Here is a 12,270-nt window from a genome sequence, read left to right on the forward strand (position 1 = left end):
ATATTACATTTTTGAAAATATACTTATTTTCCCGGCCGGGCGGACCGACCGGGAAATATTAACCGACCGGCGATGAATGACGTGAAGCGTCGCGCACAAAAGGGAGATGCTGGCAGGCATGCTGGCGCGCGGAGCGAATAAAGGCGTCGATAACCGGCTGCCGCTGTTCACCATCCCTGACCGCCGCATAAAGGCGGCTCCACAACCCGTCGCCCAGAGTTTTTGTCACAATCAGGCCCTGACGCTCGAAGTTTTCCACCACCCAGTGCGGCAGCGCGGCGATGCCCATATGCGCCGCGACCATCTGTACCAGCAGCAGCGTGTTATCGACGCTTTTCAGCGTCGGGCTGACGCTGGCGGGCTGTAAAAAATGCCGCCAGATATCGAGACGCTGACGCTGCACCGGATAGATCATTAATACTTCCTGAGCGAGATCCTCCGGCGTAATCACGCCGACGCGCGCCAGCGGATGATCCGGCGCCAGCACCAGACGCACTTCGAAATCGAACATCGGCGAATAGTGCAGACCGCTGCGCGGCAGGATATCGGAGGTCAGCACCACATCCAGCTCGCCCTGCTGTAGCGCAGGCTGCGGATCGAAGGTGACGCCCGATTTAAAATCCATCACTACCTGCGGCCAGCTTTGACGGAATGTATCCAGCGCTGGCGTCAGCCACTGGATGCAGCTGTGGCACTCAATGGCGATGCGCAGCGTCGTCTGATGCGGCTCATGACAGGCCTGCAACGCCTGCTGAATCTGCGGCAGAACCTGCTCCGCGAGCTGTAACAGGATCTCACCCTGCGGCGTAAAGCGCAGCGGCTGACTTTTACGCACAAACAGGCGGAAACCGAGGCGCTGCTCAAGATCGCTGAACTGATGAGATAACGCCGACTGAGTTTGATGAAGCTGCGCCGCCGCTGCGGCCAGAGAGCCGGTATGCCTGAGAGCCTGCAACGTTCGCAGGTGCCTGATTTCGATCATGAGAGTCCTTCACATCGACAATGAACAATTTGCGCTTGAGGAATATACAGTACCTGCAGATTATAGCGGTGTAAACATCTGGACGGCTAAACATCTTGGCAGCGGGTCATTTTACGTTTGGGCAGGGTTCGCAACCTGCGAACTGCGGCTCGCCCCGGTTGCTTAACGCTGGCCGTACGTAAACTGACCGCGCCGTCCGCGCCAAATTAATGAATTTCGATGGAGAAACAGCATGACTATTCTGAATCATACGCTCGGCTTTCCCCGCGTCGGCCTGCGCCGCGAACTGAAAAAAGCGCAGGAAAGCTATTGGGCTGGCAACAGCAGCCAGGAAGAGCTGCTGGCGGTTGGACGTGAACTTCGCGCCCGCCACTGGCAGCAGCAGAAAGACGCTGGGGTGGATATCGTGCCGGTGGGCGATTTCGCCTGGTATGATCATGTACTGACCACCAGCCTGCTGCTGGGCAACGTGCCGGCACGTCATCAGAATAAAAATGGCGCCGTCGATCTGGATACGCTGTTCCGCATCGGACGCGGTCGCGCGCCGACCGGCGAACCGGCGGCAGCAGCGGAAATGACCAAATGGTTCAATACCAACTATCACTATATGGTGCCGGAGTTCACGAAAGGGCAGCAGTTCCGTCTGAGCTGGACGCAGCTGCTGGATGAAGTGGACGAAGCGCTGGCGCTGGGCCACAAAGTGAAGCCGGTGCTGCTTGGCCCGGTGACCTACCTGTGGCTGGGCAAGGTGAAGGGCGAACAGTTCGATCGTCTGAGCCTGCTGAATGATATTTTGCCGGTTTACCAGCAGGTGCTGGCGGAACTGGCGAAGCGCGATATCGAATGGGTGCAGATTGATGAGCCTGCGCTGGTGCTGGAGCTGCCGCAGGCGTGGCTGGAGGCCTTTAAGCCCGCTTATCAGGCGTTGCAGGGCCACAGCAAGCTGCTGCTGACGACCTACTTCGACAGCATCGGTCAGAATATTGCAACCATTCGTGAACTGCCGGTGCAGGGCCTGCATGTCGATTTGGTTCACGGCAAGGATGACGCCGCGACGCTGAACGCGCAGTTACCGTCTTCCTGGCTGCTTTCTCTGGGCGTGATCAATGGCCGCAACGTCTGGCGCGCCGACCTGAGCAGCTGGTTTACGCGTTTGCAGCCGCTGGCGGCGCAGCGTCAGCAGCTCTGGATCGGCTCCTCCTGCTCGTTGCTGCACAGCCCGATCGATCTCAACACAGAAACCCGTCTGGATGACGAAGTAAAAAGCTGGTTCTCGTTCGCCCTACAGAAGTGTGGCGAGCTGGCGCTGCTGAGCAAGGCGCTGAATAACAACGACGCCGCCTCGCTGGAAGCCTGGAGCGCGCCCATCCGCGCCCGCCGCAGTTCGACACGCGTGCATAACGCCGCAGTGGCGCAGCGTCTGGCAGCCATCAGCGCGCAGGACAGCGAGCGTCAAAGCAGCTACGCCGAACGCGCCAAAGCGCAGCGTCAACGCTTTAACCTGCCCGCCTGGCCAACCACCACCATCGGCTCTTTCCCACAAACGACGGAGATCCGTGGCCTGCGCCTCGATTTCAAACAGGGTCGTCTGGACAGCAATCACTATCGCACCGGCATTGCGGAGCATATCAAACAAGCGATCGTCGAACAGGAGCGTCTGGGGCTGGATGTGCTGGTGCATGGCGAAGCTGAGCGCAACGACATGGTGGAGTATTTTGGCGAGCATCTCGACGGCTTTGTCTTTACCCAGAACGGCTGGGTGCAGAGCTACGGTTCGCGCTGCGTGAAGCCGCCGGTGATTATCGGCGACGTCAGCCGTCCTGAGCCGATTACCGTTGAGTGGGCGAAGTATGCCCAATCGCTGACCGACAAACCGGTAAAAGGTATGCTGACCGGCCCGGTGACGATTCTTTGCTGGTCGTTCCCGCGTGAGGACGTGTCGCGTGAAACCATCGCCAAACAGATCGCGCTGGCGCTGCGCGATGAGGTGGCGGATCTGGAGCAGGCGGGCATCGGTATTATTCAGATTGACGAACCGGCGCTGCGCGAAGGGTTGCCGCTGCGCAAATCTGACTGGGCGGCCTATCTCAACTGGGCGGTGGACGCTTTCCGTCTTAACGCCGCCGTGGCGCAGGACGATACGCAGATCCATACCCATATGTGTTATTGCGAGTTCAATGACATCATGGATTCTATTGCCGCGCTGGACGCCGATGTGATTACCATCGAAACCTCACGCTCTGATATGGAGCTGCTGGAGTCGTTTGAAGAGTTCGATTATCCGAACGAAATCGGCCCAGGCGTGTATGACATTCACTCGCCGAACGTGCCTGACGTCGAGTGGATCGAGGCGCTGCTGCGTAAAGCGGCGAAGCGTATTCCGGTTGAGCGTCTGTGGGTCAACCCGGACTGCGGCCTGAAAACGCGCGGCTGGACTGAAACCCGCCTGGCGCTGGCCAACATGGTGCAGGCGGCGCGCAAGCTGCGTGAGGAAAACGCATAAATTTTTCTACGGATGTTTTGTTGTGGTGAGAAGGGGCGCTGTGCGCCCCTTTTTATTAGCGATTCGGCTTCACGCCATACTGATGGAACCACGCCAGCATCCGTTGCCAACCATCTTTTGCCGACGCTTCGTGATAGCTGGGACGGTAATCGGCGTTAAAGGCGTGCCCCGCTTCGGGATAGACAATGATCTCCGCCGTGGCGTTGGCCGCGTTCAGCGCCTGGCGCATGGTTTCGATGCTCTCCAGCGGGATGCCTTCATCTTTCGCGCCATACAGACCCAACATCGGCGCATTCAGATCGACGGCGATATCAACCGGGTGTTTCGACTGCTTCATCGTCTTTTCGCCGACCAGACGCCCATACCAGGCGACGCCCGCTTTCAGCTGAGGATTGTGCGCTGCGTAAAGCCAGACGATGCGGCCACCCCAGCAGAAACCGGTAATCGCCATATTGCGCATATCGCCGCCGTGTCGCGCCGCCCAGTTGGCGACGTGATCGAGATCCGCCAGCACCTGTGCATCAGGTACTTTGCTGACCAGTTCCTCAAACAGCTGTTTGATATCGCTGTATTCACTGGGATCGCCCTGACGGAAATAGAGTTCCGGCGCCACGGCCAGGTAGCCTTCTGCGGCAAGGCGGCGACAAATGTCGCGGATATGTTCGTGAACGCCAAAAATTTCCTGTACCACCAGCACAACCGGCAGCGGGCCGTTTGCTTCTTTCGGGCGCGCGAACCAGGCGGGCATATTTTCGCCCTGGGTGTTAATGGTGGTTTCGCCGCCCTGAATGGCGTCGTTATCGGTGATGATGGTCGTGGAAGCCGTGGGCGCCGCCGCAGGAGCGAACCCGCGATTACGCTCTTTCTGAGCCAGATTGTCTTCGGTTTTCATTGTTCTCTCCGTGCTGCTGGTAGCGCAATCCGGTAACTATAGCCAAAATCAGCAAGGGTCTCCGGTCTGCATATCTCACATCTCTTTAACATTCTGCTGAATAAAGACACACAGCAAGTTGTGGCAAACAGGTGATACATAACGTTTTAATGTGATTCTTGTCACACTGTTTTTTCATGAAAATGTAACTTTCATTTTTCCTGGTGATTTATTTCACATATTTTTCGCAAGGCATCCCGTAAAGTAGCGCGATTAACTGATTTTTCTCAGGAGGAAGTATGGCCCAGTCAGATGTGTTTCATTTAGGACTTACCAAAGCGGACCTGCAGGGCGCCACGCTGGCTATCGTGCCGGGCGATCCTGAGCGCGTAAAAAAGATTGCCGCGCTGATGGATAATGCGCAGCCTCTCGCCTCGCACCGTGAATTCACCAGCTGGCGCGCCGAGCTGGACGGCAAAGCGGTAATCGTCTGCTCCACCGGCATCGGCGGGCCCTCTACCTCTATCGCGGTGGAAGAACTGGCGCAGCTGGGCATTCGCACCTTTTTGCGCGTCGGCACCACTGGCGCCATTCAGCCTGATATTAAGGTTGGCGATGTGCTGGTGACTACCGCAGCGGTCCGTCTCGACGGCGCCAGCCTGCATTTCGCGCCGATGGAGTTTCCCGCCGTCGCCGATTTCGCCTGCACTACCGCGCTGGTGGACGCGGCGAAAGCCGCCGGTGCCGAACTGCATATTGGCGTGACCGCTTCTTCCGACACCTTTTATCCGGGGCAGGAGCGTTACGATACTTATTCAGGCCGCGTCGTCAGCCGTTTCCAGGGCTCGATGAAAGAGTGGCAGCAGATGGGCGTGCTGAACTATGAAATGGAGTCCGCCACGCTGCTGACTATGTGCGCCAGTCAGGGACTGCGCGCCGGTATGGTGGCAGGCGTGATCGTGAACCGCACGCAGAAAGAGATCCCGGACGCCGCGACCATGAAACAGACCGAAAGCAACGCGGTCGCCATCGTGGTCGACGCGGCGCGCCGCCTGCTGGCGTAACCGCTCAGGGCTGGCTTCGCGTCGGCCCATTTTTTTGTGTGGACATTCATACAGCGCGCCTCTACCTTTGCTCTGTTTGCAGCGGGAAGGAGAAGGTGCGGTGGATAATCAACTGATCGTCGGCGTCAGTTTTGCGTTGGCCGGCGGGCTGGCCGGCTGGCTGTTCGCGCATTTTCGCGCGCTGCAACAGCAGGCCGCGCAGGAGACAGAGCGACGGCTGCTGGAACAGGCGCTGGCTCAGGCGCAGCAGCAGGAAGCGCAGCTGCGACAGCAGTATCAGATGGAACAGCAGCAGCTGCAACAGCGCGAAAAAGAGCTGCGTCAGCTGCATGGCTCGCTGACCGCCGCCCAGGAAAAACTCCAGCACTTCGACTACTGGCGCAATGAATGCGAGCAGTTGAGCCGTGAACTGCGCAATCAGCTGGAGGTTAACAGCGCTCAGGAAGCGGAGCTGCGCGAAGTCACTATCCGTCTTGAAGAAACCCGCCTTGCCGCCGAAGAGAAGCAGCGCCTGCTGACCAACAGCGAGCAGCGTCTCAGCGCCCAGTTTGAAAACCTCGCCAATCGCATCTTTGAACAGAGCGGCCGTCGTGTCGATGAACAGAACCGGCAGAGTTTGAACGGCCTGATCGCGCCGCTGCGCGAGCAGCTCGATGGCTTCCGACGTCAGGTGCAGGAGAGCTTTGGCCAGGAGGCACGCGAGCGCCATACGCTGGCGCATGAGATCCGCAACCTGCAACAGCTCAATGCGCAGATGGCGCAGGAAGCCATTAACCTTACCCGAGCGCTGAAAGGCGACAATAAAACCCAGGGCAACTGGGGCGAGGTGGTGCTGACCCGCGTACTGGAGGCGTCCGGCCTGCGTGAGGGGCATGAGTACGAAACCCAGGTAAATATTCAGGTCGACGCGCAAAGCCGCATGCAGCCGGATGTGATTGTGCGTCTGCCGCAGGGCAAGGACGTGGTCGTTGATGCGAAGATGACGCTGGTAGCCTATGAACGCTACTTCAACGCGGAAGATAAGGTCACGCGCGACCAGGCAATTGACGAGCATATCGCCGCCATTCGCGGCCATATCCGCCTGCTGAGCCGTAAAGATTATCAACAATTGCCCGGTTTACGATCGCTGGATTATGTGCTGATGTTTATCCCTGTCGAGCCGGCGTTTCTGCTGGCGATCGATCGTCAGCCGGAGCTGATCAGCGAGGCGCTGAAGCACAATATTATGCTGGTCAGCCCCACCACGCTGCTGGTGGCGCTGCGCACCATCAATAATCTATGGCGTTATGAACACCAGAGCCGCAACGCCCAGCGCATCGCCGATCGCGCCGCGCGGCTGTATGACAAGATGCGGCTGTTTGTCGATGATATGACCAGCATGGGACAGAATCTCGACAGGGCGCAGGAGAGTTACCGGCAGGCGATGAAAAAGCTGTCGGAAGGGCGCGGCAACTTGATCGCCCAAAGTGAAAGCTTTCGTCATTTAGGCGTGGAAATAAAGCGCGGCATCAATCCCCGGCTGGTAGAGCAGGCGATGCCGGAAAGCGCGCTGCCGGATGACGATGACGAGGACACTGACGCGGCGGAAAACGCGTCGGAGCAGGGCGCCGCAACCTGGCATGACAGCATTCGGCGCATCAATGAATAACGCCAGGCTGACGTGCCTGACTACGGGGACTCTGTTACACTGCAAAGATATTTGATTGTGGAGCAGGTGAAGCACATGGCAGATGAATCCAGGGAAACGACACACTTCGGCTTTCGCACCGTAGCAAAAGACGAAAAGGCGGACATGGTAGCGGGCGTCTTTCACTCCGTTGCCGCGAAATATGACCTGATGAACGATTTGATGTCGATGGGAATCCATCGTATCTGGAAACGTTTTACCATCGACTGCAGCGGCGTGCGTCGTGGTCAGCGCGTGTTGGATCTGGCTGGCGGCACCGGCGACCTGACGGCGAAATTTTCGCGTCTGGTGGGCGAAACCGGGCAGGTGGTGCTGGCAGACATCAACAGCTCTATGTTGCAAATGGGCCGCGAAAAGTTACGCAACAGCGGCGTGATCGGCAACGTCAGCTATGTGCAGGCGAACGCCGAAGCTCTGCCTTTCCCGGACAACTATTTCGACTGTATCACTATCTCTTTCGGCCTGCGCAACGTCACGGAAAAAGAGAAGGCGCTGGCCTCCATGTTCCGTGTGCTGAAGCCGGGCGGACGTCTTCTGGTGCTGGAGTTTTCTAAACCGGTACTGGAACCTCTGAGCAAAGTGTACGACGCTTATTCATTCCATGTGCTGCCGCGTATCGGCGAGCTGGTGGCGAAAGACGCCGAAAGCTACCGTTATCTGGCGGAATCGATCCGTATGCATCCCGATCAGGAAACCCTGAAATCGATGATGATGGATGCCGGTTTCGAAAACACCTCGTACCACAACCTGACGGGCGGAATTGTCGCTCTGCACCGCGGGTTCAAGTTTTAAGCAGGAAAGCGAATGACGTTAACCCCGCTGTTAACCGCCGGTCTGGAGACCGCACTGAATCGAGTTCTTTATCGCGACCGAGGCCTGAAAGCGGCCCGACAGCGTCTGAATGGTCGCGTGTTGCAGCTGCGGCTAGAGGAGCTGGCGCAGCCGATTACGCTGGTGTTCAGCGAACAACAGGTAGATGTGCTGGGTGACTGGCAGGATCGCTGCGACTGTACGGTGAAAACGCGTCTGTCGCTGCTGCCGAAACTGCGCGACCGTCAGCAGCTGACCGGAATGATCCGCAGCGGCGAGCTGGAGGTCGAGGGCGATCTGCAGGTGGTTCAGCAGTTCTCCGCGCTGGTGGATATGGCGGAGCTCGATCCGGCCGAATACCTCGCGCCCTGGACCGGCGACATTCTCGCGCAGAGCCTCAGCAATGTCGTCCGACGCGGCTTTCAGCTGGTGCGCGGCGATGTCCAGCGCAAACAGCGCTACCTGACGGAAACCCTGACCGAAGAGTGGCGCGTCGCGCCCGGTCCGCTGGAGATGGCCTGGTATGGTGATGAGGTCGAGGCGCTGGAGCGCCAGGCCCGTCAATTTGAACAACGTCTGCAAAAGCTGGAGGCGAAATGACGCCCGGAGAAATTCGCCGCCTCTATTTCATCATCAAAGTTTTCCTCAGCTACGGTCTGGATGAGCTGATCCCGCGCCTGCGCATTACTCTGCCGATCCGCCTCTGGCGGCGCGGCGTTTTCTGGCTGCCTAACCGCCATAAAGATCTGGAGCTGGGCGTGCGGTTGCGCATGGCGCTGGAAGAGCTGGGGCCGGTATGGATCAAGTTCGGGCAGATGATGTCCACCCGTCGCGATCTCTTTCCGTCGCAAATTGCCGATCAGCTGGCGATCTTGCAGGATCGCGTCGCGCCTTTCGACGGCGCTCGCGCAAAAGAGCAGATTGAAAAGTCGCTCGGCGGCCCGGTTGAATCCTGGTTCGATGATTTCGATATTACGCCGCTGGCGTCCGCCTCTATCGCGCAGGTGCATACCGCGACGCTGAAAGAGAACGGCAAAGCGGTGGTGATCAAAGTTATCCGCCCGGATATTTTACCGGTGATCAAGGCGGACATGCGGTTGATTTATCGTCTCGCCCGCTGGCTGCCGCGCCTGATGCCGGCAAGCCGTCGTCTGCGTCCGGTAGAAGTAGTGGCGGATTATGAAAAAACGCTGATCGATGAGCTGAACCTGCTGCGCGAAGCGGCGAACGCCATTCAGCTGCGCCGTAACTTTGAAAACAGCAATATGCTCTACGTGCCGGAAGTCTACTCCGACTACTGCAGCGAAGGGATGCTGGTAATGGAGCGCATCTACGGCATTCCTGTCAACGATGTGGTGGCGCTGGAGCAGCATGGCGTCAATATGCGTCTGCTGGCGGAACGCGGCGTGCAGGTCTTCTTTACCCAGGTTTTCCGCGACAGCTTCTTTCATGCCGATATGCATCCCGGCAATATCTTCGTCAGCTATGAGCATCCGCACGATCCGCTCTATATCGGCATCGACTGCGGCATCGTCGGCTCGCTGAACAAAGCGGACAAACGTTACCTGGCGGAAAACTTTATCGCCTTCTTTAACCGCGACTACCGTAAAGTGGCCGAGCTGCATGTTGATTCCGGTTGGGTGCCAGCCGACACCAACGTAGAAGATTTTGAATTCGCCATTCGCACCGTATGCGAACCGATTTTTGAAAAGCCGCTGGCGGAAATCTCTTTCGGCCATGTGCTGCTGAACCTGTTCAACACCGCGCGCCGCTTCAATATGGAAGTGCAGCCGCAGCTGGTGCTGCTGCAAAAAACGCTGCTCTATATCGAAGGAGTGGGGCGACAGCTCTATCCGCAGCTCGATCTGTGGAAAACCGCGAAGCCGTTCCTCGAAGACTGGATCAAGGATCAGGTAGGCATTCCGGCGATTATCCGTTCGGTGAAAGAGAAAGCGCCGTTCTGGGCCGAGCGTCTGCCGGAGCTGCCGGATCTGTTTTATGACAGCATGCGCCAGCATAAGCGTTTGCAGCACAGCGTCGATCGCCTGGCGAACGAGCTGAGCGTTCAGCGCGAGCGGCAGCATCAGTCGCGTTATCTGTTCGGCATTGGCGCCACGCTGCTGCTGAGCGGCACGGCGCTGCTGATTACCCGTCCGGGTATGGACGCGACGCCGACGATCATGATTATCGCTGGCCTGTGCGCCTGGCTGATCGGATGGCGCCGTTCAAGCTAATTGTCAGGAAAGGTAAAATCGCGCTTTGCGGCCAGGGGGACGGGCTTACGCATCGTCACTGGCCCATAAGCTGAGGTATACTGCCTCTCCACTCGTTTTCACACTTCTTTTTATCAGAGGCATACTCATGGGCGGTATCAGTATTTGGCAGTTACTCATCATTGCCGTGATCGTGGTCCTTCTTTTCGGCACCAACAAACTGCGTAATCTTGGCTCCGATTTAGGCTCATCGATCAAAGGTTTTAAAAAAGCGATGAGCGATGACGACAAAGAGACGCATAAACAGCAGGATGCTGAATTTGATACGCGGCCGCTGGTAGATAAGCAGGCGACCACGACAAATAAAGAAGAGGCCAAAAAAGATAAAGAGCAGGTATAAAACGTGTTCGACATAGGTTTTAGCGAACTGGTTTTGGTGTTCGTTATCGGACTGGTAGTGCTGGGTCCGCAGCGTTTGCCGATAGCGGTAAAAACGGTCGTCGGCTGGATTCGCGCCATGCGTTCGCTGGCGGCGAACGTCCAGAACGAACTGGCGCAAGAGTTAAAACTGCAGGAGTTACAGGACAGCCTGAAGAAAGTCGAGCAGGCCAGCAAGAATTCACTTTCTCCAGAGTTGAAGGAATCGATGGAAGAGCTGCGTAAAACGGCGGACTCGATGCGTCGTTCCTACCTGGGCGAAAACGAGCAGGCCGATGACGAAGCGCACACGATTCACAACCCGCTGATCAAGCCGCAGGACGAGCATACCGGCGTAACGCCTGGCAGCGCTGACCATCAGGCCAGCGCGCCAGCGCAGAAGCCGGAAGCCGTAGCGTCGGACGCTGACGCCGCGCCAGCTGCTGCTCAGCATGACAGCGCGCCGAAGCCGCAGGCGGCGGTGAATGCCGCCGCGCCGGAAATGCAGCCTGTCGGCAAGCCGGTCAATACGTCCGCCGCGTCGGCTGAACCCGCTGCCGCTCCGGCTGCGAAAACGGAAAACGCGTCGCCAGCGACGCCCGCAGGCCAGGCCGCCGCTTCCGTCACTGCGCCTGTCGCCGGGGAAAAGCCCGCCTCTTTCACTCAACCAACGATGAATGACGAACATGGCCGTTGAAGATACCCAACCGCTTATCAGCCACCTGATCGAGCTGCGTAAACGGCTGCTTAACTGCATTATCGCCGTGCTGGCTATCTTTCTTGCGCTGGTTTACTTCTCTAACGATATCTACCAGCTGGTCTCGGAGCCGCTGATTAAGCAGATGCCAGCGGGCGCCAGCATGATCGCCACCGACGTGGCTTCGCCGTTCCTGACGCCGATTAAGCTCACTATCATCGTTTCCGTCTTTCTGGCGGTGCCGGTCATTCTTTACCAGATTTGGGCTTTTGTCGCGCCGGCGCTGTATCGTCATGAGCGTCGTCTGGTGATGCCGCTGCTGTTCTCCAGCACGCTGCTGTTTTATATCGGCGTGGCGTTCGCCTATTTCGTCGTGTTCCCGATGGCGTTTGGCTTTTTTGCTAAAACCGCACCGCAGGGCGTCACGATGGCGACCGATATCACCAGCTATCTCGATTTCGTTATGACGCTGTTCATGGCCTTCGGCGTCGCGTTTGAAGTGCCGATCGCCATCGTGCTGCTGTGCTGGACTGGCGTTACCACCCCTGAAATGCTGCGTCAGAAGCGCCCCTATATGCTGGTTGGCGCGTTTGTCGTCGGCATGCTGCTGACGCCGCCCGATGTTTTTTCGCAAACTTTGCTCGCTATTCCGATGTACTGCCTGTTTGAGGTTGGCGTATTCTGTTCGCGCTTCTATGTAGGCAAAGGACGTCAGGATCGCGAAGAAGAGCAAGATAATGGCGCCTGACGTTTAACGCAGGGCCCGCCAGCGCGGGGAACATTCATCGCTAATCGCCCATTACGGGCGGTTAACATTTTCAGGACATACCATGTTTGATATCGGTGTAAACCTGACCAGCACGCAGTTTGCGAAAGATCGTGAGCAGGTGGTGACGCGTGCGCGCGAAGCAGGCCTCACCGGCATGCTGATTACCGGCACCAACGCTTTGGAGAGCCAGCAGGCGCAGAGCCTGGCGCAGCGCCATCCCGATTTCTGCTGGTCGACGGCTGGCGTTCATCCCCATC

12 protein-coding genes are annotated in these 12,270 nt (G+C 57.9%); 10 read left to right on the top strand and 2 right to left on the bottom strand.

Annotated elements, in window-relative coordinates:
* Positions 1 to 58: 58 nt before the first annotated feature.
* On the bottom strand, positions 59 to 982 hold the full coding sequence (metR, locus tag MYY08_RS08135; protein WP_038628915.1) for an HTH-type transcriptional regulator MetR: 924 nt from the start codon (positions 980 to 982) through the stop codon (positions 59 to 61).
* 232 nt (positions 983 to 1,214) lie between these two features.
* On the opposite strand from metR, the gene metE reads away from it, so the two are divergent.
* Complete coding sequence (metE, locus tag MYY08_RS08140) at positions 1,215 to 3,485, top strand: 5-methyltetrahydropteroyltriglutamate--homocysteine S-methyltransferase (RefSeq protein WP_038628914.1); 2,271 nt, start codon at positions 1,215 to 1,217, stop codon at positions 3,483 to 3,485.
* Between the two features lie 55 nt (positions 3,486 to 3,540).
* Here metE and MYY08_RS08145 read toward each other — a convergent pair whose 3' ends face one another.
* Positions 3,541 to 4,377, bottom strand: coding sequence for a dienelactone hydrolase family protein (locus tag MYY08_RS08145; RefSeq protein ID WP_288013889.1), 837 nt, complete (start codon positions 4,375 to 4,377; stop codon positions 3,541 to 3,543).
* A 278-nt stretch (positions 4,378 to 4,655) separates the two neighbouring features.
* Here MYY08_RS08145 and udp point away from each other — a divergent pair, with 278 nt between their 5' ends.
* From udp to MYY08_RS08190, 9 genes are all read left to right on the top strand, one after another.
* Positions 4,656 to 5,420, top strand: coding sequence for a uridine phosphorylase (gene udp / locus MYY08_RS08150; RefSeq protein WP_288013890.1), 765 nt, complete (start codon positions 4,656 to 4,658; stop codon positions 5,418 to 5,420).
* A gap of 100 nt (positions 5,421 to 5,520) precedes the next feature.
* On the top strand, positions 5,521 to 7,068 hold the full coding sequence (rmuC, locus tag MYY08_RS08155; protein WP_288013891.1) for a DNA recombination protein RmuC: 1,548 nt from the start codon (positions 5,521 to 5,523) through the stop codon (positions 7,066 to 7,068).
* Between the two features lie 75 nt (positions 7,069 to 7,143).
* Positions 7,144 to 7,899, top strand: coding sequence for a bifunctional demethylmenaquinone methyltransferase/2-methoxy-6-polyprenyl-1,4-benzoquinol methylase UbiE (ubiE, locus tag MYY08_RS08160; protein WP_038628908.1), 756 nt, complete (start codon positions 7,144 to 7,146; stop codon positions 7,897 to 7,899).
* Between the two features lie 12 nt (positions 7,900 to 7,911).
* Entirely contained in the window at positions 7,912 to 8,517 is a 606-nt protein-coding gene (gene ubiJ / locus MYY08_RS08165; protein ID WP_038628906.1) for a ubiquinone biosynthesis protein UbiJ, read from the top strand.
* Positions 8,514 to 10,151 (top strand): ubiquinone biosynthesis regulatory protein kinase UbiB, encoded by a 1,638-nt coding sequence (gene ubiB / locus MYY08_RS08170; protein WP_288013892.1) that lies wholly within the window; start codon positions 8,514 to 8,516, stop codon positions 10,149 to 10,151. The genes ubiJ and ubiB overlap by 4 nt, the downstream gene beginning before the upstream one ends.
* A gap of 127 nt (positions 10,152 to 10,278) precedes the next feature.
* Positions 10,279 to 10,530 carry a Sec-independent protein translocase subunit TatA gene (gene tatA, locus MYY08_RS08175; RefSeq protein ID WP_038628902.1) on the top strand — a complete coding sequence of 84 codons (252 nt, stop codon included), beginning with the start codon at positions 10,279 to 10,281 and terminating at the stop codon, positions 10,528 to 10,530.
* A gap of 3 nt (positions 10,531 to 10,533) precedes the next feature.
* Positions 10,534 to 11,244: a Sec-independent protein translocase protein TatB gene (gene tatB / locus MYY08_RS08180; protein WP_288013893.1), complete on the top strand. Its 711-nt coding sequence runs from the start codon at positions 10,534 to 10,536 to the stop codon at positions 11,242 to 11,244.
* A complete protein-coding gene (gene tatC / locus MYY08_RS08185; protein ID WP_038628900.1) occupies positions 11,234 to 11,992 on the top strand; it encodes a Sec-independent protein translocase subunit TatC in 759 nt (252 codons plus the stop codon). Before tatB ends, tatC begins: the two co-directional genes overlap by 11 nt.
* A gap of 82 nt (positions 11,993 to 12,074) precedes the next feature.
* Positions 12,075 to 12,270 (top strand): TatD family hydrolase (locus MYY08_RS08190; protein ID WP_288013894.1); only part of this gene is annotated, 196 nt, incomplete at its 3' end.

This window comes from Mixta sp. (assembly GCF_024610815.1).
GTDB classification, from domain to species: domain Bacteria; phylum Pseudomonadota; class Gammaproteobacteria; order Enterobacterales; family Enterobacteriaceae; genus Mixta; species Mixta calida.

What these genes read in the sequence shown, in the direction of transcription:
- metE (WP_038628914.1), top strand. Translation starts at nt 1,215, where the DNA reads ATGACTATTCTGAATCATACGCTCGGCTTTCCCCGCGTCGGCCTGCGC.
- ubiB (WP_288013892.1), top strand. Translation starts at nt 8,514, where the DNA reads ATGACGCCCGGAGAAATTCGCCGCCTCTATTTCATCATCAAAGTTTTC.
- metR (WP_038628915.1), bottom strand. Translation starts at nt 982, where the DNA reads ATGATCGAAATCAGGCACCTGCGAACGTTGCAGGCTCTCAGGCATACC.
- MYY08_RS08145 (WP_288013889.1), bottom strand. Translation starts at nt 4,377, where the DNA reads ATGAAAACCGAAGACAATCTGGCTCAGAAAGAGCGTAATCGCGGGTTC.
- ubiJ (WP_038628906.1), top strand. Translation starts at nt 7,912, where the DNA reads ATGACGTTAACCCCGCTGTTAACCGCCGGTCTGGAGACCGCACTGAAT.
- udp (WP_288013890.1), top strand. Translation starts at nt 4,656, where the DNA reads ATGGCCCAGTCAGATGTGTTTCATTTAGGACTTACCAAAGCGGACCTG.
- ubiE (WP_038628908.1), top strand. Translation starts at nt 7,144, where the DNA reads ATGGCAGATGAATCCAGGGAAACGACACACTTCGGCTTTCGCACCGTA.
- tatC (WP_038628900.1), top strand. Translation starts at nt 11,234, where the DNA reads ATGGCCGTTGAAGATACCCAACCGCTTATCAGCCACCTGATCGAGCTG.
- tatA (WP_038628902.1), top strand. Translation starts at nt 10,279, where the DNA reads ATGGGCGGTATCAGTATTTGGCAGTTACTCATCATTGCCGTGATCGTG.